At 53.8% G+C, this 24,377-nt stretch carries 23 protein-coding genes; 17 read left to right on the top strand and 6 right to left on the bottom strand.

Going from position 1 to position 24,377, the window contains the following annotated elements; translation table 11 throughout:
- The first annotated feature begins 296 nt into the window (after positions 1-296).
- From IEX01_RS14225 to IEX01_RS14175, 11 genes are all read left to right on the top strand, one after another.
- A complete protein-coding gene (locus tag IEX01_RS14225; protein WP_024557857.1) occupies positions 297-824 on the top strand; it encodes a fimbrial protein in 528 nt (175 codons plus the stop codon).
- A gap of 300 nt (positions 825-1,124) precedes the next feature.
- Positions 1,125-1,832 carry a fimbrial biogenesis chaperone gene (locus IEX01_RS14220; RefSeq protein ID WP_024557856.1) on the top strand — a complete coding sequence of 236 codons (708 nt, stop codon included), beginning with the start codon at positions 1,125-1,127 and terminating at the stop codon, positions 1,830-1,832.
- Positions 1,833-1,845: 13 nt separating this feature from the next.
- Entirely contained in the window at positions 1,846-4,305 is a 2,460-nt protein-coding gene (locus tag IEX01_RS14215; RefSeq protein ID WP_188724065.1) for a fimbria/pilus outer membrane usher protein, read from the top strand.
- A 179-nt stretch (positions 4,306-4,484) separates the two neighbouring features.
- Positions 4,485-5,288: a fimbrial protein gene (locus IEX01_RS14210; protein ID WP_229701857.1), complete on the top strand. Its 804-nt coding sequence runs from the start codon at positions 4,485-4,487 to the stop codon at positions 5,286-5,288.
- A gap of 107 nt (positions 5,289-5,395) precedes the next feature.
- The gene (locus tag IEX01_RS14205; protein ID WP_024557853.1) at positions 5,396-5,935 is read left to right on the top strand and encodes a fimbrial protein; all 540 of its coding nucleotides are present in this window, start codon (positions 5,396-5,398) and stop codon (positions 5,933-5,935) included.
- 61 nt (positions 5,936-5,996) lie between these two features.
- A complete protein-coding gene (locus IEX01_RS14200) occupies positions 5,997-6,518 on the top strand; it encodes a fimbrial protein (RefSeq protein WP_024557852.1) in 522 nt (173 codons plus the stop codon).
- A gap of 59 nt (positions 6,519-6,577) precedes the next feature.
- The gene (locus IEX01_RS14195; RefSeq protein ID WP_024557851.1) at positions 6,578-7,117 is read left to right on the top strand and encodes a fimbrial protein; all 540 of its coding nucleotides are present in this window, start codon (positions 6,578-6,580) and stop codon (positions 7,115-7,117) included.
- 53 nt (positions 7,118-7,170) lie between these two features.
- Positions 7,171-7,746: a fimbrial protein gene (locus IEX01_RS14190; RefSeq protein ID WP_024557850.1), complete on the top strand. Its 576-nt coding sequence runs from the start codon at positions 7,171-7,173 to the stop codon at positions 7,744-7,746.
- A 66-nt stretch (positions 7,747-7,812) separates the two neighbouring features.
- Entirely contained in the window at positions 7,813-8,340 is a 528-nt protein-coding gene (locus IEX01_RS14185; RefSeq protein WP_024557849.1) for a fimbrial protein, read from the top strand.
- 302 nt (positions 8,341-8,642) lie between these two features.
- On the top strand, positions 8,643-10,034 hold the full coding sequence (locus IEX01_RS14180; protein ID WP_024560800.1) for a nucleobase:cation symporter-2 family protein: 1,392 nt from the start codon (positions 8,643-8,645) through the stop codon (positions 10,032-10,034).
- Between the two features lie 120 nt (positions 10,035-10,154).
- Positions 10,155-11,837 (top strand): AsmA family protein, encoded by a 1,683-nt coding sequence (locus IEX01_RS14175; RefSeq protein ID WP_188724064.1) that lies wholly within the window; start codon positions 10,155-10,157, stop codon positions 11,835-11,837.
- 121 nt (positions 11,838-11,958) lie between these two features.
- On the opposite strand, the gene fabY is transcribed toward IEX01_RS14175, so the two are convergent.
- The 6 genes from fabY to IEX01_RS14145 all read right to left on the bottom strand — a co-directional run bounded on the left by fabY (position 11,959) and on the right by IEX01_RS14145 (position 16,713).
- A complete protein-coding gene (gene fabY, locus IEX01_RS14170) occupies positions 11,959-12,900 on the bottom strand; it encodes a fatty acid biosynthesis protein FabY (protein ID WP_024557846.1) in 942 nt (313 codons plus the stop codon).
- 44 nt (positions 12,901-12,944) lie between these two features.
- A complete protein-coding gene (gene dtd, locus IEX01_RS14165) occupies positions 12,945-13,382 on the bottom strand; it encodes a D-aminoacyl-tRNA deacylase (RefSeq protein ID WP_024560798.1) in 438 nt (145 codons plus the stop codon).
- Positions 13,379-14,236 (bottom strand): virulence factor BrkB family protein, encoded by an 858-nt coding sequence (locus IEX01_RS14160; protein ID WP_024560797.1) that lies wholly within the window; start codon positions 14,234-14,236, stop codon positions 13,379-13,381. Before IEX01_RS14160 ends, dtd begins: the two co-directional genes overlap by 4 nt.
- A complete protein-coding gene (yihX, locus tag IEX01_RS14155) occupies positions 14,230-14,829 on the bottom strand; it encodes a glucose-1-phosphatase (RefSeq protein ID WP_024559151.1) in 600 nt (199 codons plus the stop codon). Before yihX ends, IEX01_RS14160 begins: the two co-directional genes overlap by 7 nt.
- Positions 14,830-14,981: 152 nt before the next feature.
- Positions 14,982-15,782: a DeoR/GlpR family DNA-binding transcription regulator gene (locus IEX01_RS14150; RefSeq protein ID WP_024559152.1), complete on the bottom strand. Its 801-nt coding sequence runs from the start codon at positions 15,780-15,782 to the stop codon at positions 14,982-14,984.
- A 34-nt stretch (positions 15,783-15,816) separates the two neighbouring features.
- Positions 15,817-16,713 carry a sugar kinase gene (locus IEX01_RS14145; RefSeq protein WP_188724145.1) on the bottom strand — a complete coding sequence of 299 codons (897 nt, stop codon included), beginning with the start codon at positions 16,711-16,713 and terminating at the stop codon, positions 15,817-15,819.
- 169 nt (positions 16,714-16,882) lie between these two features.
- Here IEX01_RS14145 and yihU point away from each other — a divergent pair, with 169 nt between their 5' ends.
- From yihU to IEX01_RS14115, 6 genes are read left to right on the top strand one after another with little or no spacing between them, the layout of a single operon-like run.
- The gene (yihU, locus tag IEX01_RS14140; RefSeq protein ID WP_024559154.1) at positions 16,883-17,773 is read left to right on the top strand and encodes a sulfolactaldehyde 3-reductase; all 891 of its coding nucleotides are present in this window, start codon (positions 16,883-16,885) and stop codon (positions 17,771-17,773) included.
- A 19-nt stretch (positions 17,774-17,792) separates the two neighbouring features.
- Positions 17,793-18,668 carry a sulfofructosephosphate aldolase gene (gene yihT / locus IEX01_RS14135; protein WP_048888717.1) on the top strand — a complete coding sequence of 292 codons (876 nt, stop codon included), beginning with the start codon at positions 17,793-17,795 and terminating at the stop codon, positions 18,666-18,668.
- Positions 18,669-18,683: 15 nt separating this feature from the next.
- Complete coding sequence (gene yihS / locus IEX01_RS14130) at positions 18,684-19,925, top strand: sulfoquinovose isomerase (RefSeq protein WP_188724063.1); 1,242 nt, start codon at positions 18,684-18,686, stop codon at positions 19,923-19,925.
- A 22-nt stretch (positions 19,926-19,947) separates the two neighbouring features.
- Complete coding sequence (locus tag IEX01_RS14125; RefSeq protein ID WP_188724062.1) at positions 19,948-20,835, top strand: aldose-1-epimerase; 888 nt, start codon at positions 19,948-19,950, stop codon at positions 20,833-20,835.
- 50 nt (positions 20,836-20,885) lie between these two features.
- Positions 20,886-22,922, top strand: a complete 2,037-nt coding sequence (locus IEX01_RS14120; protein ID WP_188724061.1) for an alpha-glucosidase — start codon at positions 20,886-20,888, stop codon at positions 22,920-22,922.
- Positions 22,923-22,970: 48 nt separating this feature from the next.
- Positions 22,971-24,353, top strand: a complete 1,383-nt coding sequence (locus IEX01_RS14115; protein WP_024560739.1) for an MFS transporter — start codon at positions 22,971-22,973, stop codon at positions 24,351-24,353.
- Positions 24,354-24,377 lie beyond the last annotated feature (24 nt).

Raw genomic sequence — 24,377 nt, 5'->3', positions numbered from 1 at the left:
TGGATCTTTTGAATTGATTCATTGAGAAAATCCCAAAACTCTATTTATTAGCAATACGCCCTTTTTACCCGGGCCATATTCTTATAAAAAACCTGCCGCACAAAATATCAAAACTTAATACATTCAAAAAGAGAATACATTTAACGCCCTGACAAGATAACATCGCAGGGGGGGAATTTGACTCTTTTTATGCAGCCACTCTATGATCAAAATAACCTGGTGATGGTGATGCATGGGATATTTATTCCACCATCTGGGTTAAATAAATCCCCACCATTCTAAAATGAGATTCCACGATGAAAAAATTAGCATTAATCATCGCTATAAGCAGCGTATTAACGTCTGCTGTAGCCATTGCCGCTAATGATATTCCGGCCGTGCTGGATATTAGTGGGTCAGTACAGGACAGCACCAGTGGTTGCGCCGTTGAGTTGAGCCGTTCACTGGTGCACCTGGCAAGCCAGGATGTTGCTGCTTTGCCGGAACAGGGTCAACCGCTTTCTGATGCCATCTCCCGGGATGCTGTGTCGGCCTTTTTAACGGGAGACAACTGTAAAGGCATTGCGCTCAATTTCATGGGTACCGTCGCCGGAGATGGTTCTGCGCTTAGCAATGCCGATGAGGGTAGCGCCGCCGCAACAGGCGTGGGCATAGGCGTTTATGACGCGTCAGGCGAAATTATTACGCCGAACGTTAGCGCCAGATACATTATGCAAGGTGTTAATAGCTACCCATTTCATCTGGCGATGGTTAAGTTAAAAAATCAGGAACCTACCCCCGGTTCAGTACAAAGTTCAGTAACCGTGCAGATTGACCGGATGTAAAAATAAATAATGTGCAGTACATGATTATTACCTATTAGCAGCAGGCGTTGGCGTTTATGACGGTATGGGAGGTGAAGTTATTGTTCCCAATATTACCCTGAAACCGACGCTGGAAGGCCGCTGCTCTTTCGGGTAGGCATAGTGAAATTAAAAAACCAGGCGCCCACGGCTGGCTCAGTACAGTCGTTAATACCCGTACAAATTGAAAGACTCTGATTCTATTTAATATAAAAAGCCACCTTTGAGGTAATTTTTAATTACTTCGCAGGTTATTTCTCACTGCGTTCTTATGGATTTAAAATGAAAAAATTACTCCTGACAACTCTTTTGACTGCGGCTTGCTGGTCAGGAATGTCTCATGCGGCATTAACTTTAAATGCTGACAGGTTGATTTACAACGAAAAAGATGGCGATGCTTCTGTTACGGTTCACAGTAATGAAGAGCGCGCCTATCTTATTCAGTCATGGCTGGATGCAGGCGACAGTACGGTTAAAAAGAATTTACCGTTTGTTGTAACGCCGCCTTTATTCCGACTCGCGCCCAAAAGCGATAACGTCATTCGTGTGGTTTATCTGGGAAATGGTTTGCCCGCCGATCGTGAAAGTCTTTTCTGGCTGGACGTGAAAGGCGTACCGGGTTTGAACGATGAAGAGTCTAAAGTTGAAAACCGCATGGTGCTGGCGATAAACAACCGTATTAAATTTTTCTTCCGCCCTGCCGGCCTGAAAGGCGATCCGGGCGACGCGGTTAAAAACCTGCACTGGTCGCTTTCCGGTAATACGGCGAAAGTGGATAACGCGTCGCCTTTTTATGTCGTGCTGGGTGAGATCGCTGTGGATAAAGAATCTATACCGGTTTCCGTTATCGACAACAACACCGTTATCCCGCCTTTTGGGAACAAAACTTATCGTCTTAAACATAATCCAGCGGCTGGCGCAGGCGTGGAATGGAGCGCTATTAACGACTTTGGCGTCACCTCTAAAACGTTTACACAACGTCTTAATTAACTAACAGGACGTTATGCACGGCACAAGGATTAAGTGGCTTGCCTCTTTTGTAGCAACGGCGATTTTCGCTCGCTCAGTATTAGCAGGTGAATATTTTGACCCTGGTCTGTTACAGGCAGTGAATGGAAACGCAGCCATCAGCGATACCAGCCTGCTGAGCCAGGGTTATCAGCCGCCCGGAACTTACCGGGTACATATCAGCGTAAATGGCAGCGTAGTGACGGTCAGCAGCGTCAGATTTGAACTGAATAAAGAGAAACAACTGGTTCCGTGTCTCTCTTATAAAACTTACCAGACACTGGGAGTGGATATGAGCAAAGTGGATTCAAAAGCACAGGATAATGAGCTTAAAAACACCTGCGTATCCATGGAAGAGCAGGTGCCTGGCACCAGGACCAGTTTTGACTTCTCAAAACTGGCGCTGGAGATCGCTATTCCCCAGACGGTGCTGCGTGATGAATCGCTGATGGGTGTCCCACAGGAAGAGTGGGACGACGGTATTCCTGCGCTTATCACGATGTACCAGCTTTCCGGTCAGCAATACCTTTCGCGTAATGACAGCGTATCGGACTCGGTCTACGCCAACCTCACTAATGGCATCAATATTGGCCGCTGGCGCTACCGTAACAACGCAACGGTGAGTAAAGATGAAGGCTGGAAGAGCATCAGTAATTATGTCGAGACCGCTATCCATGCCCTTAAAGGCGAATTAACACTCGGCGATGCCAGCACGCCTGGCGATGTGTTTGACAGTCTGCTGCTCCGCGGTGCGCAGCTAAGCTCTGACAATGACATGATCCCGGATCAGCTCACGGGCTTCGCGCCGATTATTCGCGGTATTGCCAAAAGCAATGCGCGCGTAACGGTGCGTGAAAACGGCAACGTGATTTATCAGCGTTCCGTGCCGCCAGGACCTTTTATGATTGGCGATCTGTCATCGGTATCCAATGGCGGTAAGCTCGAGGTGGTGGTAACGGAAGCTGATGGCTCCGAGTCGCGCAGTACCGTTGCGTACTCCAGCGTCCCGCAACTGCTGCGCACCTGGCAGATAAAATATAACCTGACGGCGGGCCGCTACCTTTCGTCTTCAGACTCTGGCAATGACAAGCCTGAAATTCTGCAGGCCGCGCTGTCCTGGGGGTTACCCCTTAACGCCACCGTGTATGGCGGCAGTCAGTATCAGGATAAATTTAAAGCCTTCAGTCTTGGCCTGGGCTTTGATTTCCAGAGCCTGGGCGGCATCGCTCTGGACGTTACGCACAGTAGAGGGCGCCGGGAAAACTCGCCGGAATATACCGGCGATATGGTGCGTTTGACTTACCGTAATGACATCCCGGAAACGGATACGCAGATCCAACTGGACAATCGCTACTACCTGAGTGATTACCTGTCGTTCAGCGACTGGGCGGATTCGGAAACACTGTTTGCCGACACCCGCAAACGTCGCGAGTACAACCTGACGGTTAACCAGTCGGTGACTGACGAACACAGTTTCTTCGCCACGCTAAACCGCAGCGAAAACAGAGATAACTCCGTTTCCCGGATGTGGCAAGTAGGCTGGAACGGCTCGTATAAAATGGTCAGTTTTTCGCTGGCTTACAGCATGACGCGTAATGAAGGCGATCCGCAATGGGATAAACAACTGGCGCTGACGCTTTCGCTGCCGCTTAGCGAAGCGTTCCCGCGCGCTCAGCCGATGGTCAACTACACGGCGACATCCGGCTTGCAGGGCGACCTGTCGAACCAGGTCGGGATCACCGGGAAAGTGGGCGATCGTCAGGATCTGAGCTGGAATACGCAGCTCTCCTACGCTTCGCAGCATGGCCAGAGTGATACCCAGAGCGGTTCGGCAGGTCTCGACTATCAGGGCCGGTACGGCGAAATGAACCTTACCTATAACGCCGATGAGAACCAGTACATGACGTGGAATGCGTCGGGCAGTCTGGTCGCCCATCGTCATGGCATTACCGCTGGCCGCTACTCGAATAATAGCCTGGCGCTGGTCGCCATTCCCAACACGCCGGATGTGGCGCTGGAGGGCGGACAGAATATCGCGACCGATTCGCGCGGTTATGCGCTGGTACCGGATTTACGCGCGTATCACCGCAACCCGTTAAGCATTGATACACGAGCCAGTAAAGAGGTCGATTTTACCAGCACCTCTACCCAGGTCGTGCCGACGAAAGACGCGATTGTAATGGCCCGGTTTGCGGCGGTAAGCGGGCGTAAAGCGGTGCTCACGGTTAAACACAACGGCGACTATTTGCCCTTTGGCGCCCGGGCGCGCATTGAAGGTAATGACGAAACGTATTATGTCGGCGATGCGGGGCAGGTCTATTTGAACACTGCGCCGGATAAAGGCGTGGTGCGTTTTACCTGGGGTGATAAACAGCAGTGCTCCGCGCCTGTGGAATTACCGGCGAAAAGCGGCGCAAAACTGCCGGTCGCCTTACTGGCTGTGGAGTGCCATTGATAATCATGAAGAAAACCATTTCTCGCCTGGCCAGGGCAGCAATCTTAACGACGGTTTTTCACAGCGCCGTGACCATAGCGGCAGAGTGTCAGGACATAAAGCGAAGCGAACCGCTTAATTTAACGGTGCCGGTTACGGTTCAGTTGCCGGCTCGCGTGGCGGCGGAGCCGGTCGGGGCCGTGCTTTATAAAAAAGAGGCTTCGCTGGCGCAATTGACCGGCTCGCATCGTCCCATTACCAGCGCATGTCTGGAGAAAGTGAGGAAAGTGCTGAACGGGAGAATGACGGCGCGACAGACAGGATTTAACACTTTCGCTACCGCTCTACCGGGTCTGGGCCTGCGCCTGACGGTGATTTATGACAAACCGGGCGCCACGCGCAAAGAATGGGTTTTGCCTTTCAGCGCCCCGGTTGCTGATTTATCCCAGGCCGCTATTACTACCGATGATTTAACGCTTCGCTTTGAAGCTGTGAAAACGGGCGCTATGCAGAGTGGGACGCTGAACCTGCGGTTGCCTTCGTTGCTTTCCCTTAATGATAACTCGCTGGTAGTGAATATGGCGGTAAATGTATTAGCAGCGAAAGCGCACTGCGCTATTCAGGTGCCAAATCCGCAAATTGATTTGCCGCCTATAGATGCAACGGAACTGGCCAGCAGTGAAGCTAAAAAGCCTTATCCCGTGAGCGTTAATTTGTTATGCCTGAATACCAAAAAAGCCAGCATTAATGTTGAAGGTGCGAATGACCCCCAAATACCGTCAATATTTAAAAATGTTGCGCCAGATAACCCGGCATCCGGCGTAGGGATTGAGATGCTCTATAACAGTAGCGTCCTGTTCCCGGGCCGACCGATGGAAATAATATTGCCGCAACAGCAAAACGGGTTCGCTTTGCCCCTTGCTGTGCGCTATGCCAAAACCAATGAAAAAATCACAAAGGGAAATGTAAAGGCGCAAATAACGCTACGCATCAATTATCTTTAAAACATTCACAACCAAATAAGAAATATGGAAGTGCTATTACCCTTTTTCATAAAGGGGGAGTGCGCTTCGCCTATTTCACATTCAAGGAAAATATAAGGATATTTATTATGAAAAAGACTGTATTAGGTTTGGCTGTTTCCGCACTGTTCATGGTTGGCGCTGCTCAGGCAACAACAAATCCGAATGATGTTTCTGCCACCCTGTCGGTAACGGGTGCCGTTACTGCTAACGATTCATACTGCTCTGTCGACCTTTCTGATACCAGTGTCGCTCTGAATGAAGATATTTCTACAATGGTTGAATCCGGTCAAAAACTGACTAACTCAAAAACTGTTGTCATGAATATTAAAGGTGATGACAATTGCCGGCTTTCTCTTGCCCAGGGCAAACTGGCTTATAAATTCCTCGGCACTGCGGATAGCGTAGACGGTAACACCCTTGCAAACACTGCCAGCGCAGATGTTGCAGCAAAAGGCGTGGGTGTTGGTCTTTATAATTACGATGATGAAGTTGTCAAAGTTAACGATACTGTTGCTGCAACGACCAATGGCTATTCTCTGAAATTGGGTCTGGTGAAACTGGCAGGCCAGGAACCAACCGTAGGCGCCGTTCAGGGCTCTCTGACCGTTCAGATCGAACGTCTGTAAGCATAACTAAAGCCTTCGTGATGTCACGAAGGCTTTTTTGCTTTGTATAAGGATAGTGGAAATGAAAAAAGCATTAATGGCATTGATGCTCTCTTCTTTATTCGCCGCCAGCGCTGCCTGTGCTGAAGATAATTCAGCTTCACTGCAGATTAGCGGCACCGTTATGAACGGTAATTCTGACTGCTATATTTACGTCGAATCGTCTGTCTCCTTGAGTGGTCAAACTGACCAGCTTATTCCACAAGGGACCAATGCGACAGCACCGAAAAATTTGCCTATCTCCATCGGCAATGTGGGGGGTTATTGCCCGGCGCCTGAAAAGCTTTCCATTCAATTACATGCGGTTGCGGATGATGCCGATGGGACGGTAATCGCCAATAATGATGTAAGCGAAAATGGCGCAAAAGGCGTTGGCATTGGTGTTTTTGATAAAAATAAAACACCGCTGAATATTAACGGCGGTGTGATCCCTCTTAACGGGGTAATCAGTGAAGTTAATCTGCAACTGGTTAAGTTAAATGGTCAAACGCCGACCGAAGGAACCGTTCATGGCACCCTGACCCTTGACCTGGTGCGTCTGTAAGCCGGTGCGCTTTCGGATTAATTCACTTTTATCCAATTAATACTTATAAGGATATTTAAATGAAAAAAGCGATACTGGGTTTATTACTCTCTTCCTTTTTCGTGGCAGGCGCAGCGCACGCGGAAGATCGCTCCGCTGTGGTGGATATTAATGGTGTGTTAAGCGCGCCAAGCGAAGGGGATTGTACGGTCCTTCCTTCAACCACCTCCATCGCGCTTGAAGATTCAATCGATAAATTACCCATACAGGATGGCGCTGCGGCCCATATCAACAGTACGTTTACCGTTACGGTTGGAGGCGACCTGGTTTGCATCGATAAAATTCAAGCCGGGCGCGTAGGGATTAAATTCACAGGCACAGTTGATAATGCCAATGGAACGGTGCTTGCCAATACGGATAGCAGCGAAGGCGCAGCTAAAGGTGTAGGGGTTGGTCTGTATGCTACTGACGGCAGTCCGCTCAACATTAATACTTACCGTCCAGTTATAAATAGCGCGATGCCAATTAGCCTGGGCTTACATATGGTTCAGCTTAATGGCCAGACGCCGGAAGCAGGCAATATTCATAGCGCACTGACCATTGAAGTTGTGCGCCTCTGAAATAAAAAACCCGCTGAATACGTTTATCAGGTTTTTTAAATGAGAAGACTTTTATGAAAAAACTGGCATTAACACTCGCTCTGGGCGCTACGCTTATCGCCGGTTCGGTTCCGGTGCAGGCGCAGGATATCGGGCACGAGATGGTGATTTACGGTCGGCTACAAACAGCGGCAAGCGGCTGCACCGTATTAATGAGCAAATATGTGCTTACCCTTCATCATGAAAATAAAAATTTGCCTGTTCAGGGTAGTGATATTAACCCCTTCAATGCAGACGACCATGTTTATGTGCAACTGGGCGGCAAAAACTGCGATGCCGATGAAGGCTATAAAAATATCGGCCTGAAATTCCTTGGCACTGCGGATAGCATCGAAGGAAATACCCTGGCGAATACTGATACCAGCAGTACTGCCGCACAGGGTATTGGCATTCAACTCACCGACTTTGAGCACAAACTCATCACGCCCAACGTGACGGTCGCTACTTTCCCCGGTGCTAATAAGAGCGGGGAGGCAAGCAACTTAACGGCTTCTTTCCCCCTTTATCTTTCACTGGTGAGCCTGAAAGGTCAGGAGTCGACGCAGGGTAACGTCTCGACAAACCTGACGGTGCAGATTGAACGTCTGTAAAGGGCGCGGTTTGGGTTAATCCATTAATACCAGACCGTACGTATTCATTAATTAGGACATCATGATATGAAAAAATTATTGTCGGGCCTGATAAGCGCAACGCTGCTTATGGCTGGCACAGCTCAGGCTAAAGATATGTCGGCTAATATCATCATTTCAGGGACGCTGAAACCAGCCGAATTTACCTGTAGCGTAGCGCTGAGTGAGAGCTCCGTATCTGTGCTGGAAAACTCAGATACGCTCATTAAACAAGGCGACAATGCTACCTCTCCCGTTACCGTTCAGGCCAGCGTTGATGGCGGCCCGGAATGCGACAAACTGGCGGATGAGGGTAAAATTGCCTATAAATTCATGGGCGTCGCCGACGATGCCGACGGCACGGTGCTGGCAAACTCTCTGACTGATGAAACTGCGGCAAAAGGCGTGGGAATCGGCATTTTTAATAGCCAGAATGAGCCGGTGCCATTAAATACAGGTCGCCTGGTTGCGCAGGAAGGAGGCACCTTTGGTTTGCAAATGGTGCAGCTAACCAATCAGGAAGCGGTTGCAGGTAATATTAACAGCACCGTAACCGTGCAGATTGAACGGCTTTAATCATCACGCCCATCGCAAGGTGGGCGTTTTCGATGCTATGCATTCAAGCCGGAAACAATAAGAATGACTACGCCGCAGCCGCAGCGTTGCGACTTCCCCTCTTACCAGACTTCCCTGCTGGCTTTTTAGGCGCTCCAGCAATGACTCTGCTTTTATTGAGTCATGCCTCTCCTGGCTGCGAAAGCGTTATATAAAATCCTTTTTTTGGTGCGTTTAAATATAGTTACGCCCGTTATGCAATCGTTTGCTTTTACCATTCAGTCCGATAAAATGGCCGCTTTTCCATCGTGGGATTGCCGTTGATGTCCGTTGATACCGTAGAGTCTGAAAAAGCGCAATCGGTTGCGCCTGCTCGTGCCAGTGAACTGATTTACCGTCTTGAAGACAGGCCGCCCCTGCCGCAAACGCTGTTCGCCGCCTGTCAGCATTTGCTGGCGATGTTTGTCGCGGTCATTACGCCCGCGCTGTTGATTTGTCAGGCGCTTGGTTTACCGGCGCAAGATACGCAGCACATCATTAGCATGTCCCTGTTTGCGTCCGGCGTGGCCTCTATCATCCAGATTAAAGCCTGGGGGCCGGTGGGATCCGGGTTGCTCTCTATTCAGGGCACCAGCTTCAACTTTGTTTCACCGCTTATCATGGGCGGTCTGGCGCTGAAAAACGGCGGCGCGGATGTGCCGACGATGATGGCGGCGCTGTTCGGCACGCTGATGCTGGCAAGCTGCACGGAAATGCTGCTTTCCCGTATTTTGCACCTGGCGCGCCGTATCATCACGCCGCTGGTTTCCGGCGTGGTGGTGATGATTATCGGTCTTTCGCTGATTCAGGTAGGGCTGACCTCTATCGGCGGCGGCTACGCGGCAATGAACGATCACACCTTCGGCGCGCCGAAAAACCTATTATTAGCTGGCGCGGTACTGGCGGTGATCATCCTGCTTAACCGCCAACGCAACCCCTATCTGCGCGTCGCCTCGCTGGTTATCGCCATGGCCGTGGGTTACCTGCTGGCGTGGGCGATGGGCATGTTGCCGCAAAGCAGTGCGCCAGCGAATGACTCGCTCATTATGGTGCCCACGCCGCTCTACTACGGCCTCGGCATTGACTGGAACCTGCTGGTGCCGTTGATGCTGGTCTTTATGGTGACGTCGCTGGAAACCATCGGCGATATCACTGCAACGTCTGATGTCTCTGAGCAACCGGTCTCCGGCCCGCTTTACATGAAGCGACTGAAAGGCGGCGTGCTGGCGAATGGCCTTAACTCCTGCGTTTCCGCTATCTTCAACACCTTCCCGAACTCCTGCTTCGGGCAGAACAACGGCGTCATCCAGTTGACCGGCGTTGCCAGCCGTTACGTGGGTTTTGTGGTGGCGCTGATGCTGATTGTGCTGGGACTCTTCCCGGCCGTCAGCGGCTTCGTGCAGCATATTCCGGAACCGGTGCTGGGCGGCGCGACGATTGTAATGTTTGGCACCATCGCCGCCTCCGGCGTGCGTATTGTCTCCCGCGAGCCGCTCAACCGCCGCGCCATTATGATTATCGCGCTTTCTCTGGCGGTGGGTCTGGGCGTTTCCCAGCAGCCGCTTATCCTGCAGTTCGCGCCGGACTGGGTGAAAAATCTGCTCTCCTCCGGCATCGCCGCAGGCGGCATTACCGCCATCGTACTGAACCTGATTTTCCCGCCCGAAAAAGCGTAATACTTTCCGATGGCGGCGCCCTGCCGCCATCGCTGTTACCCTCTTTGACAATCCCTGCCTTGAGCTATATGCCTAAATGGGGCATAACTCCATCACCGGAACTTCACAGGATGGAAGACAATGAAATTTCTTGGAAAGCTCATTCTTACCTTACTGGCGGCCGTTCTGATTGTTCTGCTGGCGTTTTATATCCTGCTGCAGACGCGTTGGGGCGCCGGATGGATAACCAGTTGGGTTAACGGCCACAGTGACTACCACATCACCTTTGATGAAATGGATCACAGCTTCTCTTCGCCCTCGCATCTGGTGCTGAAAAACGTCACTTTTGGCCGCAATGGTCAGCCCGCCACGCTGGTGGCGCAGAAGGTGGATATTGGCCTCAGCAGTCGTCAGCTTACGGAGCCTTCCCATGTGGACACCATTCTGCTGCAAAAAGGCACGCTGAACTTTTCGCCCTCCACCGCTCCGCTGCCTTTCCGTGCCGATAACTTACGGCTCAGCGAGATGGCGTTTAACAGCCCTAATACCGAATGGGACCTGAGCGCGCAGCGCGTAAACGGCGGCCTCAGCCCCTGGCTACCGGAAGCCGGTAAGATCCTGGGCACTCAGGCGAATATACAGTTAAGCGCAGGTTCGATGACGCTAAACGGCGTGCCGTTCAGCAACGTTTTTATTCAGGGCGCGATTGATAAAGACCAGGTTACGCTCTCCAACATTGGCGCAGACGTGGCGCGCGGCGCGCTGACGGGCACCGCCCGGCGCAATGCCGACGGCAGCTGGGTGGTGGAAAGTCTTCGCATCAGCGATGTCCGGTTGCAGAGCGATAAAAGCCTGAGCGATTTTTTCAAACCGCTCACTACGATCCCTTCTCTGGCGCTGGGCCGCCTTGAAATCACCGACGCGAGGCTGGAAGGTCCCGGCTGGGCGGCGACGGATCTTGATGTTAGCGTGCGCAACCTGACGATTGCGAAGGGCGACTGGCAGAGCGAAGACGGCAGGCTTTCTATGAACGCCAGCGAGTTTATCTCCGGCTCGCTCCATTTCTTCGACCCGATAGTTAACGCTGATTTTTCCCCGCAGGGCATTGCGCTGCGCCAGTTCACGACCCGCTGGGAAGGCGGCATGGCGCGCGCTTCCGGCAACTGGCTGCGCGACGGGCGCGCGCTGGTGCTGGATGAAGTGGCGCTGGCGGGGCTGGAATACACCCTGCCGGCAGACTGGAAAAAGCAGTGGCAGCAGAAGTTGCCTGACTGGCTTAACAGCATCACGGTAAAAAGGCTGGCCGCCAGCCGCAACCTGATTATTGATATTGACCCGCTCTTCCCCTTTCAGCTTACGGCGCTGGATGGCTATGGCAATAATTTGCAGCTGGTGCGCAACAGCCAGTGGGGGATCTGGGGCGGCAACGCCACGCTTAACGCCGCCGCCGGCACATTTAACCGCATCGACGTGCGTCGCCCTTCCATTACGCTTAACGCGAACGCTTCAACGATCAACGTTACCGAACTGAGCGCGTTTGCCGGACAAGGCATGCTGGAAGCCACGGCCGCGATTTCGCAATTGCCGCAGCGCCAGGTCACACTCAGCCTGAACGGACGCGCGGTGCCGGTAAACGTGCTGCGCAACTGGGGATGGGCGCTGGTGCCGCTGCAAGGCGACGGCAACCTGCAACTGACCGCCAGCGGCAGCCTGGCGGCGGGCGCGCCGCTGCGCCCGAGCGTAAACGGTCAGCTGCAAGTGACAGGCGCCAATGGGCAGCAGATTCAGCAAGTGATGCAGGGCGGCGTGGTCCCGGGCGCGTAAGCCGCTTTGCGCCTCATCTCAACGGGGAGACGCGAGACCCCATCGAGTGGATGAACAGAGCCGGCAAGCAACGCGTCACCGGCCCTGTTCTCTTCAATTCACGAGCGAAGCACGCAAAGCGTTACTCCTCTTCGTTGCCGCCCTCTTCCAGCGGCCCGAAGGGGGTGGCCGGCAGGACGATATAAATACCTTCAAACACCGCGCCCGGCGTATCGTCGCCAAACAATTCCACCTGTAACTGCACCCGTGCTTTGCGCCCACGCGCCAGGCGGTCGAGGTCGCCGCTCAGCGAACCTAAGTCGGCGATGGCGCCCGGCTTTCCGGTGATCGGGGTGCTATAACGGATATGCGCATCGGCAAGGATAATAGTGCCGCCAAGGTGGCGCTCGCGCAGCATCAGCCAGATGAGCCCCCAGCCCGTCAGGGTGGCGAGGGAAAACAAACTGCCAGCGAACAGCGTATGGTGCGGGTTCTGATTGCCGGTTTCCGGCATGGTGGTAATAAATTTTTGCCCGGTGTACTGGAGAATGCGCACGCCCATCTTTTCACTGAGCGGAATATGCTGGTACCAGGCTTGCTGAAGCTGGGCGCACCAGTCCGCGCGGTGCAGAATATCATCCAGTGTCGCCACCGGTTTTATCATCAGAAAGTGGCGCACCGGCGTGGTCTGCGGCGTGGTGATTTCGCCCTGGTTGACGAACCCCAGCTTGGCGAAAAAATCTACCGCATCCTCGCGGGCGCTGCACACCACGCGTTTTACCCCTTCCTGGCGGGCGACTGACTCCAGCGTCATCGCCACCAGCGTGCCCAGGCCTTTATCCTGAACGGAAGGATGCACCGCCATAAAGCGGATAGCCGCTTCATTGTCAGCGTTGATATAAAGCCTGCCGATGGCGACCGGATTGCCCTCTTCGTCCACCACCATCTGGTGATGCGCCATGGCATCGTAAGCGTCGCGCTCGGAGCCTTTCGGCTGATGCAGCGGCTTACGTAGCATCTCCCAGCGAAACTGGTAGTAGCGCTCAAGTTCTTCTTCAGTCTGCGGTACGCGAAGGTGATACATAGCTGTACTCTCTCTGGTTACCCGCGGCCATGCGGCAATCTGGCTCATACCTGCAACCAGAAGGTTACCGGCCCATCATTGGTCAACGAGACTTGCATATCGGCGGCGAAACGTCCGGTCTGGGTCGTGATGCCCTGTTCGCGGCAGCGACCGACAAAATAGTCGTACAGCGCCTGCGCTTCCTGCGGCGCCGCGCCGCGCGAGAAGCTCGGGCGCATACCGCGCTCCGTATCCGCCGCCAGGGTGAACTGCGACACCACCAGCACGCTGCCGCCCGCCTGCTGTACGTTAAGGTTCATCTTGCCCGCGTCATCGCTGAAAATGCGGTATCCCAGCACGCGCTCGCACAGGCGGTTAGCTTTCTGCTCGTCGTCATCCTTTTCGACACCTAACAGCACCAAAAGTCCCGGGCCGATTTCACCCGTCACCTCGCCCGCCACGCTGACGCTTGCCTGCGTGACCCGTTGAATTAATGCAATCATGGCTCCTCAGCTTCTTCTTTTGCCGCTTCTTTTAATTTTCGGTAATCGCCGAGAGTGACAGTTATTTCCGCGCCAAGCAAGACGATGCACCAGGTCCAGTAAACCCAAAGAAACAGAATCGGGACAACCGCCAGCACGCCGTAAATAAGCTGATAGGAAGGAAACATGGTGATGTAGAGGGCAAAACCTTTCTTACCCAGTTCAAACAGCAGCGCCGCTACCAGCGAGCCTATCAGCGCATCTTTAGCCGGGACGCGAGTCGTCGGAACAACGCTATAAAGCAGCCAGAAAGAGAGCCACGAGAGCAGCAGCGGGAAGATACGCAGCACTTCGTCAATCATGCTGTCAAAGCCGCTTGCCCAGCGCAGGGAGAGCACCCAGGCGCTGATGGCAAGGCTCGCCCCCGCCAGCAAAGGACCAAGGGTGAGGATCATCCAGTAGACAGCGAAAGAGTAGATTTTCGGCCGCGTCCGCTGGCTGCGCCAGATGGTGTTAAGCGCGCTGTCGATGGCGTACATCAGCAGCAAAGAAGTGACGATAAGCCCAATCGCCCCGACCGCCGTCATCTTGTTAGAGTTAGCGACGAACTGCTCAATATAGCGCTGAATAATATCGCCGGTCGCGGGCATAAAGTTAGCGAACACAAAGTGCCGCAGCTGCAGGCTAACATCCGAAAACATCGGAAACGCCGCGAACAGCGCAAAAATAACCGCCACTAAAGGCACCAGCGACAGGAGCGACACATAGGCCAGGTTACCGGCAAGCGTCGTCATATTGTCCTGATCGATACGGTGCCAGAGCAGCTTCAACCAGGCCACGAGGGGCCGCGTTTTTTGATGAACGGTTTTTAACATGACAGCTTCGCAAAGTAGTCCGGCACGGTTTCTTTTCCCGTCACCAGAATACTGGTGATGCCAGCCTGTTGGGCTCCTTTAATATTATCGGCGTTATCGTCGAAAAATACCGCTTCACTGGGGCGAAAGCCTTCCTGTTCGAGCACCTGCTGGTAGATAGCAGGCTCGGGCTTACGCAGGCCCATCTCCTGTGAAAGGTAAATATTATCCGCGGCAGCGCGAATTTCCGGATATTGCTCCGGCCAGTAAGTGGTATGCAGACGGTTGGTATTGGAAAGCACCACTACACGATGGCCCTGCTCGCGCAGCTTATGCATGATGTCGATAACGTCCGGACGCAGGGCGACAAACACCGCCTGCCAGCCAGCGGAAAATTGCTCGAAGCTCAGCGGCAGCGCCATCTCTTCGCAAAGCTTACGGGCAAACGCTTCGTCGCTGAGTTCGCCGCGTTCATGCTGATGGAACGCTTCGCCCATGGTGAAGCTTTTTTGCAGATTCGCCAGCGGCACGCGGCTGTAATCACTCCAGACACCCAGTACGCGATTGAAGTCGATATCGACAATGACGTTACCTAAATCAAAGATATAGAGCATGACACTCTCCCCTGTCGGCCATGGAGAGGTAACTGTAGCGGGAAAGGCGATATTTGACTACGCACAAGCGCATGGCTTGCAAAACAGAAAAGAATAAAGGGGAGTTTTCGGCGCATGCGGCCGGATAGCATAACGCTCTCCGGCATAAAAAATTAACGCTTTTCCTGCTCGCCAAGGGCGCTGACCTGCACAATTTCAACATGCCCCGCCTTGAGCAAGTTATGCAATGCCGGGCCGGGAAGCTCATCCGTAAAAAGCGCGGCGGCTTGCACGACATTGCCTATCTCTACCGCTGCCGAAGCATGATATTTGGTGTGATCGGCGGCGAGCAAAATATGACGGGAATGCGCCATCATGGTCCTGGCAACGCTTGCTTCGTTAACATCAAACTCCAGCATTGCGCCATCATTCTCAATCGCTCCTACGCTTGTCACCAGATAGTCGGCGCGAAACCCTGACACAAACGCCGTTGCGGCTGGCCCTATTATTCCGCCGTTATGGGCGCGCAGCGTGCCGCCCGGCACCATCACTTCGAACCGGGGGTTTTTAAATAAAATATGCGCGACCCGCAGACTGTTAGTGATAATGCGAAGATGGTTATGATTGAGCAACGCCCGCGCCACATGCTCAACCGTGGTGCCAATGGTAATAAACACCGTCGAGCCATCAGGGATATAGTCGGCAATGGCTTCTGCGATCGCGCGTTTCTCCTCCGTCATAGAGACTTCGCGCTGCTCAAAAGCCGTATTTATCACGCTGGACGCACGGCCTGCACCGCCATGATGCCGGGTTATTAAACCCTGCTCGCTGAGTTTGCGAATATCCCGACGCACCGTCTGGGTTGAAACGTCCAGAAGTTGCGCCAGTTCGTCAATATTCATGTAACCGCGATCGGCAATCAGCGTCAGCAATTGATCGTGTCGCGGATTACCGGTTAGTTCGGTAAGGCTCATAGGCTGTCCTCTAAAAACCATCACGCCCCGCATTTTATACAAAAAGTGACAGAAAAGAGCGGGTTTGATCACAATCAGGGATACCGTCACGTCCGCCTGGCCGGGTGCATTTCAATGCCGCTACCGCGCTGGCGAAGCGAACGACCTCTTCCGTTGGCGCCTGTTGCGCCAGCCCCACGGCCATGGCGCCATGGAAAACGTCGCCCGCGCCAGTGGTATCGATAACCTTGACGGAAAACCCAGGCTGATGACACAGCGTCCCATTTTTCAGCCAGTAGCAACCGTCACTTCCCTGCGTGACATAAACAAGACCACCTGTGAGCGTTTGCGCTCTTTTAAGCGCCTCCGCAGGCGCTTTGCTTGCGGTCAGCCGCTGTAAACCTGGGGAAGAAAAAACAGCGTGATCGCTTAAAGCAACCAGGTCAGAAATGTCCTGTGGGGTAGTATCGCCATCCAGCAGCGTGGTGACGCGATGCTGGCGGGCCTGAGTAAAAGCTTGTTTCGCGCCATCGTGCCAGCGCACATCCGCCAGCACCACATCCCATTGAGAAAAGTCAATCGCCTGCAGCCAGTCGGCGCAGGCCGGAAGTTCCGGGCCGGGATAATTGACAATAATCCGCTCACCATGGGCATCCACAAAAACGCCAGAATGCGACGATCGCGCTCCGGAAAATACGCGCGTATAACGTGTTTTTACCCCCAATGACTCCAGCTCGCTGAGCACGCTTTTCCCCGTGTCGTCGTCACCAACACGGCCAATAAAATCGACCTCTGCGCCCAGTTTTGCTGCGGCTACCGCCGCTGTCGCAGCAGGCCCGCCACCGACTTCTTTGTAATTGTTAGCGACATACTTCCCCCCTTCGCCTGGTAAATCATTGAGATACCAGATGCGATCCAAAACGGTAATACCGACACAAGCGATACGAGCCATAAGGTTTCCTTTCTGCTTTTCCGAATGTCGCCATTTTAAGTTCATCAAATGTTTAAAAAGTGACGACTGTCAATTTTTTGACCATAAATTACAAATACGATCAAAAACAACCAGAAAAAACGCTCAATTATTGACACAAGTTGACATCAACATCTTTCAGGAGAGAAACATGCCGGTAATCGCTTTTATAGGGCTTGGACAAATGGGCGCGCCGATGGCGAGCAACCTGCTTAAGCAGGGCCACCAGCTTAAGGTGTTTGATGTAAACCCACAGGCGGTCGAGCAGCTTGCAAAACAAGGCGCAACCGCTTCGCCTACGGCGGCGCAGGCCGCTACCGATGCAGAATTTGTTATCACCATGCTGCCTAACGGCGACCTGGTTCGCTCCGTACTGTTTGATGAAAACGGCGTCTGCGAGGGGCTATCCCGCGAAGCGCTGGTCATTGATATGTCCACTATTCATCCCTTGCAGACCGATCGGTTGATTACTGACATGAAGCAGCGCGGTTTCAGCATGATGGATGTGCCCGTAGGCCGCACTTCCGATCATGCTATCGCCGGCACGCTGCTGCTGTTGGCAGGCGGCACGCCAGAGCAGGTAGAACGCGCCAGGCCGGTTTTAATGGCGATGGGCAACGAGCTGGTTAACGCGGGCGGACCGGGGATGGGCATTCGCGTCAAGCTTATCAACAACTACATGAGTATTGCGCTTAACGCGTTGTCGGCAGAAGCCGCCGTACTGTGTGAGGCGCTTGGTCTCTCTTTCGATGTCGCGCTGAAAGTCATGAGCGGTACGCCCGCCGGTAAAGGGCACTTCACCACCTCCTGGCCGAATAAAGTGCTGAAAGGCGATCTTTCCCCCGCCTTCATGATCGACCTCGCCCATAAAGATCTCGGGATCGCGCTGGACGTCGCCAATCAACTGCAGGTGCCGATGCCGCTCGGCGCCGCTTCTCGCGAAGTCTACAGCCAGGCGCGTGCTGCCGGGCGCGGACGCGAGGACTGGACAGCCATTCTTGAACAGGTGCGAACGTCAGCTGGCCTGGCCCGCAAAATTTAACCAGTAAAAGGAACAAGATATGTCCCACTACACGCTTAACGATATCACCCGACCTTCTGGCGGCTTCGCCATGCTGGCTGTCGATCAGCGCGAGGCCATGCGTTTAATGTTTGCTGCGGCGGGCGAACCTGCCCCTGTAGGCGATCGGGTGCTCACGGACTTTAAAGTTAACGCCGCCAGGATCCTGTCGCCCTATGCCTCTGCAATTCTGGTGGATCAGCAATTTTGCTACCGCCAGGTCATTGAGGAAAAGGCTATCGCGAAGAGCTGCGCCACCATTGTCGCCGCCGATGAGTTTATTCCCGGCAACGGGATTCCCGTCGATAGCGTGATTATTGATAAAAAGATCGACCCGGAAGCGGTGAAGCGCGATGGCGCGAAAGCGCTAAAACTGCTGGTGCTATGGCGCAGCGACGAGGACCCGCAGCAGCGGCTGGAGATGGTCAACGCATTTAATCAGCTATGCCATGCCAGCGGTCTGTTAAGCATCATCGAACCCGTTGTTCGTCCGCCGCGTCGCGGCGACAAGTTTGATCGCGAGCAGGCGATTATCGACGCGGCAAAAGAGCTGGGAGATAGCGGCGCGGATCTCTATAAAGTCGAGATGCCGCTCTATGGTAAAGGCCCTCAACAGGCGTTGCTCGCCGCTTCGCAAAGGCTCAACGAACACATCAATATGCCCTGGGTCATTCTCTCTTCGGGCGTGGATGAAAAGCTCTTTCCACGCGCCGTCAGGGTGGCGATGACCGCAGGCGCCTCAGGTTTTCTTGCAGGCCGCGCCGTCTGGTCATCCGTTATCGGCTTACCCGACGCGCAAGCAATGCTGCGAGATATCTCCGTCCCGAAATTACAGCGCTTAGGCGAGATTGTTGACGAAATGATGGCAGGCCGCTGAGAAAAGGAACAGAACATGAAATGGTTTAATACGCTGAGCCATAACCGTTGGCTGGAGCAGGAAACGGATCGCATTTTTGATTTCGGCAAAAAGGCGGCGGTGTCGACCGGCTTCGGCTGGCTGGGCAACAACGGCCAGGTCAGAACGGATATGGGCACGCATTTATGGATAACTGCCCGTATGCTGCACGTTTACGCCGTTGCCGCCGCGATGGGCCGCCCTGGCGCGCTGGCGCTGGTGGAGCATGGCATCAACGCCCTTAACGGCGCGCTGAAAGATAAGCAATACGGCGGCTGGTATGCCTGTGTGAATGATGAAGGCGTTGTAGACGCCTCAAAACAGGGCTACCAACACTTCTTCGTCTTGCTTGGCGCCGCCAGCGCGGTGACCACTGGTCATCCTGCCGCCCGCCCTTTACTGGATGAAGCCATCGAAGTTATCGAAAACTATTTTTGGAGCGAAACGGAGCAGATGTGCCTCGAGTCATGGGACGAGGCGTTCAGCAAAACGGAGGATTACCGCGGTGGAAACGCCAACATGCATGCCGTGGAAGCGTTTTTAATTGTTTATGACGTTACTCATGACAAGAAATGGCTCGACCGGGCATTACGCATCGCTTCGGTAATTATTCATGACGTAGCCCGCAAAGGTGAATATCGCGTTAACGAACATTTTGACGCCAACTGGAATCCTATCCGCGATTACAACAAAGAAAACCCCGCCCATCGTTTTCGCGCTTACGGCGGCACGCCGGGACACTGGATTGAGTGGGGACGGCTGATGCTGCACCTTCGCGCTGCTCTCGAAGCCCGTTTTGAAACGCCGCCAGCATGGTTGCTGGAAGATGCGAAAGGGCTTTTTCACGCCACTATTCGCGATGCCTGGGCGCCAGACGGCGCAGACGGTTTCGTCTATTCCGTAGACTGGGATGGCACGCCTATTGTTCGCGAACGTGTTCGCTGGCCGATTGTTGAAGCGATGGGTACCGCCTATGCCCTTTATACCGTAACCGGCGATCCGCAATACGAATCCTGGTATCAGAAATGGTGGGACTACTGCATTAAGTACCTGATGGATTATGAAAACGGCTCCTGGTGGCAAGAGCTGGACGCCAATAATCAGGTCACCACTAAAGTCTGGGACGGAAAACAGGATATTTACCATCTGCTGCACTGCCTTGTTATCCCCCGCCTGCCCCTCGCGCCAGGCTTAGCGCCCGCCGTTGCCGCCGGGCTGCTGGATAAGAATGCTAAATAAGCGACACGCAGGGAGAACAGGCATGCATAAAAGCGGAAAAACCCTTGTGCTGAACGCCGGGCGCTATCAGGCAAAAATCGTTACGGTGGGCGCAGGCCTCGCTGAGCTGACTTACCTCGGGCGACATCTGGTCGTTCCGCATAAGCCGGAAGAGATGCCCCCGGCCCATATGGGAAAAGTTTTACTTCCCTGGCCTAACCGTATCGCTGGCGGTCGTTATCACTACGCGGGAAAAACCTTTACGCCCGCGATTAACGATAGCGAGTCTGGCTCGGCGATACATGGGCTGCTGGCGTGGCAAAACTGGCAGGTTGCGCACCAGTCGGCCTCTGAAGTCACCTTAACGGCTTTCTTACCGCCGAACTATGGCTACCCTTTTATGCTTGCCTGCGAAGTGACCTGGCGATTAGACGCGCATGCGGGCCTGAGCGCCTGCATCGCTACGCAAAATTTAGGGGACGAGCCTGCGCCTTACGGTGCGGGCGCGCACCCTTATTTAACCTGCAATCTGGAAAAAGTAGACAGCTGCACGGTCGTTATACCCGCCGAACAGGCGTTCAGTGTGGATGCGCAACGTCATCCTCTGCATTTAGTCGATGCGCATGAGCTGGGCTTGCTGTTCTCAACGCCCCGGAAAATCGGCGCGACGCTTGTCGATCATACCTTTAAAACGCTCGCAAATGGGAAGGCGTGGGAGGTGAGGTTAACCAGCCAGCGTCAGGCCATGTCCACCTTTCTGCGTTCCGATCAACCCTGGCTGCAAATTTATACCGGCGACAAGCTAAACCGGATTGGGCTTGCCGTTGAGCCGATGAGTTGTCCGCCCGACGCGTTTAATTCCGGCCTGGACTTACTCTCGCTGGCGCCAGGTCAGACGCATCAGCTGCGTTTTTCCATCGGCGGCGAATAACAAAAACAGAAACGAACAACTTACCGAACTACCTTACAACGGAGATCGTTATGACTTCTCAACAAACGGGTTCAGATGACCTTGAGCTTATTGAACAAAGCGACGGCTTTACGCTTATCTGGCAACAGCGTCTCATTTTGCGCCATACTGCTCAGGCGCCCTGCTTGTGGGCTGGCGCGGGCGAGGCGGACATCGCGATGTTTCGCGGCAACTTCAGCATTAAAGATAAGCTAAACGAAAAGATCGCCCTGACTAACGCGTCTGTCACGGAACAACGCACAGGCTGGACTATCCATTTTACTCGCGGCGATGCTGTCAGCGCGACGTTGATTATCGATACCGATGCCGCAGGCCGCCTTCAGTTGCGCCTGCAAAACGAGGCCAGCAGCCATAACCGCATCTGGCTGCGTCTGGCGGCGCAGCCGGAAGATCATATTTACGGCTGCGGCGAACAGTTCTCCTGCTTTGATCTGCGCGGCAAGCCGTTCCCGCTCTGGACCAGCGAACAGGGCGTCGGTCGCAACAAACAGAGCTATGTAACATGGCTTGCAGACTGTAAGGAAAATGCGGGAGGCGACTATTACTGGACCTTCTTTCCACAGCCGACCTTTGTCAGCACGCAAAAATACTACTGCCACGTTGATAACAGCTGTTACATGAACTTCGACTTCAGCGCGCCGGAGTTTCACGAACTGGCATTCTGGGAGGATAACGCCACGCTGCGTTTCGAATGCGCGCAAACCTATGTTGCGCTTCTGGAAAAACTGACCAACCTGCTGGGACGCCAGCCGGAGCTACCCGACTGGGTCTATGACGGCGTGACGCTGGGCATTCAGGGCGGCACCGAGGTTTGTCAGCAGAAGCTGGAAACGATGCGCAACGGCGGCGTGAAAGTTAACGGCATATGGGCGCAGGACTGGTCGGGCATCCGTATGACCTCTTTTGGTAAGCGCGTGATGTGGAACTGGAAATGGAACGGCGAGCTTTACCCGCATCTCGCTGAACGCATCCAGCAGTGGAACCGCGAAGGCGTCCAGTTTCTCTCTTATATCAATCCCTATGTCGCAAGCGATCGCGACTTATGTGCGGAGGCGGCGAAACGCGGTTATCTGACAAAAGATGCGCAGGGCAAAGACTACCACGTTGAGTTTGGCGAATTTTACGCAGGCGTTATCGATCTGACTAATCCAGAGGCGTACGACTGGTACAAAGGCGTTATCAAGCAAAACCTGATTGCGCTGGGGTGCGGCGGCTGGATGGCGGACTTTGGCGAATATCTGCCCACCGATACCTTTCTGCATAACGGCGTGAGCGCGGAGATCATGCATAACGCCTGGCCTGCGCTGTGGGCAAAATGCAACTACGAAGCGCTGGAAGAGACAGGCAAGCTTGGCGAAGTGCTTTTCTTCATGCGCGCAGGCTACACCGGCAGCCAGAAACATTCCTTGATGATGTGGGCAGGCGATCAGAACGTTGACTGGAGTCTGGATGACGGGCTGGCGTCGGTGGTGCCGGCCGCGCTCTCTTTAGCCATGTCCGGCCATGGCCTGCACCACAGCGATATTGGCGGCTACACCACGCTGTTTGATATGAAACGCAGCAAAGAGCTTCTGCTTCGCTGGTGTGATTTCAGCGCTTTTACGCCAATGATGCGCACCCACGAAGGGAACCGCCCTGGCGACAACTGGCAGTTCGACAGCGATGCGCAAACTATTGCCCATTTCGCACGAATGACAACAGTCTTCACAACGCTTAAGCCCTACATCAAACAGGCGGTTGCGCAAAACGCCAAAAGCGGCTTGCCGGTAATGCGGCCTCTGTTCCTTCATTACGAGAACGACCCTCGCGCTTATACGATCAAGTACCAGTACCTTTTTGGCCGCGATCTGCTGGTCGCTCCCGTTTATGAGGAAGGGCGACGCGACTGGACGCTTTACCTGCCTCAGGATAGCTGGGTCAACCTCTGGACGGGCGAAGAGTGCGGCGGCGGAGAGATCACCGTCAACGCGCCTCTCGGTCAACCACCGGTCTTTTACCGCGCGCAAAGCGAATGGGCTTCGCTGTTCAATGCGTTACGTCTTATCTGATAAGGCTCGCCCGCAGGACACTCTCCTGCGGGCAGAAGGAGAAATATAATGAGTCAACACGTATCCGACCCGGCCTCCCTGCGCCTGCCGTTCAAGGAAAAAGTTGCCTATGGCATGGGCGACTTAGGTTCCAATATCCTGCTGGATATCGGCACGCTCTATTTACTGAAATTTTATACTGACGTACTGGGACTCCCTGGCACCTACGGCGGCATTATCTTTTTGATAGCCAAGTTCTTTACCGCGTTTACCGACATGGGTACCGGCATCATGCTGGATTCGCGGCGTAAAATCGGCCCTAAAGGCAAATTCCGTCCTTTCGTTCTGTATGCGGCCTTTCCCGTGACGCTGCTGGCTATCGCTAATTTTGTCGGCACGCCTTTTGAAATCACCGGCAAAACAGTGATGGCGACTGTGCTGTTCATGCTCTATGGGCTGTTTTTCAGCATGATGAACTGCTCTTACGGCGCGATGGTGCCCGCTATAACCAAAAATCCCAATGAGCGCGCCTCGCTGGCGGCATGGCGACAGGGCGGCGCGACGCTTGGGCTGCTGCTCTGTACGGTTGGCTTCGTACCGGTAATGAACCTTATCGAAGGCAATCAGCAACTGGGCTATATCTTCGCCGCTACGTTGTTCTCATTGTGCGGCCTGTTTTTTATGTGGTGGTGCTATGCCGGGGTGAAAGAGCGCTACGTAGAAGCGCAGCCTGCAAGCCCGGCGCACAAGCCTGGTCTTTTACAATCTTTTCGCGCCATTGCGGGCAACCGACCGCTTTTCATTCTCTGTATAGCCAACCTCTGCACGCTGGGGGCATTTAACGTCAAGCTGGCCATTCAGGTCTATTACACCCAGTACGTTCTCAACGATCCGATACTGCTTTCCTGGATGGGTTTCTTCAGCATGGGATGCATTTTCATCGGCGTCTTTTTAATGCCTGGCGCGGTGCGCCGCTTCGGCAAAAAGAAAGTTTATATCAGCGGCCTGTTGATATGGATCGCCGGGGATTTGCTCAACTACACGATGGGCGGCGGTTCGGTGAGCTTTGTCGCGTTTTCCTGCCTGGCATTCTTTGGTTCGGCTTTCGTCAACAGCCTGAACTGGGCGCTGGTTTCCGATACGGTGGAGTATGGGGAATGGCGCACCGGCATACGGTCGGAAGGCACGGTTTACACCGGCTTTACCTTCTTTCGCAAAGTCTCTCAGGCGTTGGCCGGTTTTTTCCCTGGCATAATGCTCACGCAGATAGGCTATGTGCCTAATGTGGCGCAATCCGCAGGCACGGTCGAAGGTCTGCGACAGCTGATTTTTATCTACCCCTGCGTGCTGGCGGTTATCACCATAGTCGCGATGGGATGCTTCTATAACCTCAACGAGAAGATGTATGTCCGCATCGTTGAAGAGATAGAAATGCGTAAACGTATGGCCTGAACGTTTTTGACAGAGCGCCCGCAA

It is taken from the genome of Franconibacter daqui (assembly GCF_014644275.1).
Lineage (GTDB): Bacteria > Pseudomonadota > Gammaproteobacteria > Enterobacterales > Enterobacteriaceae > Franconibacter > Franconibacter pulveris.
Note: the sequence above shows the minus strand (reverse complement) of the source record. Positions and strands in the feature narration are given on the sequence as shown.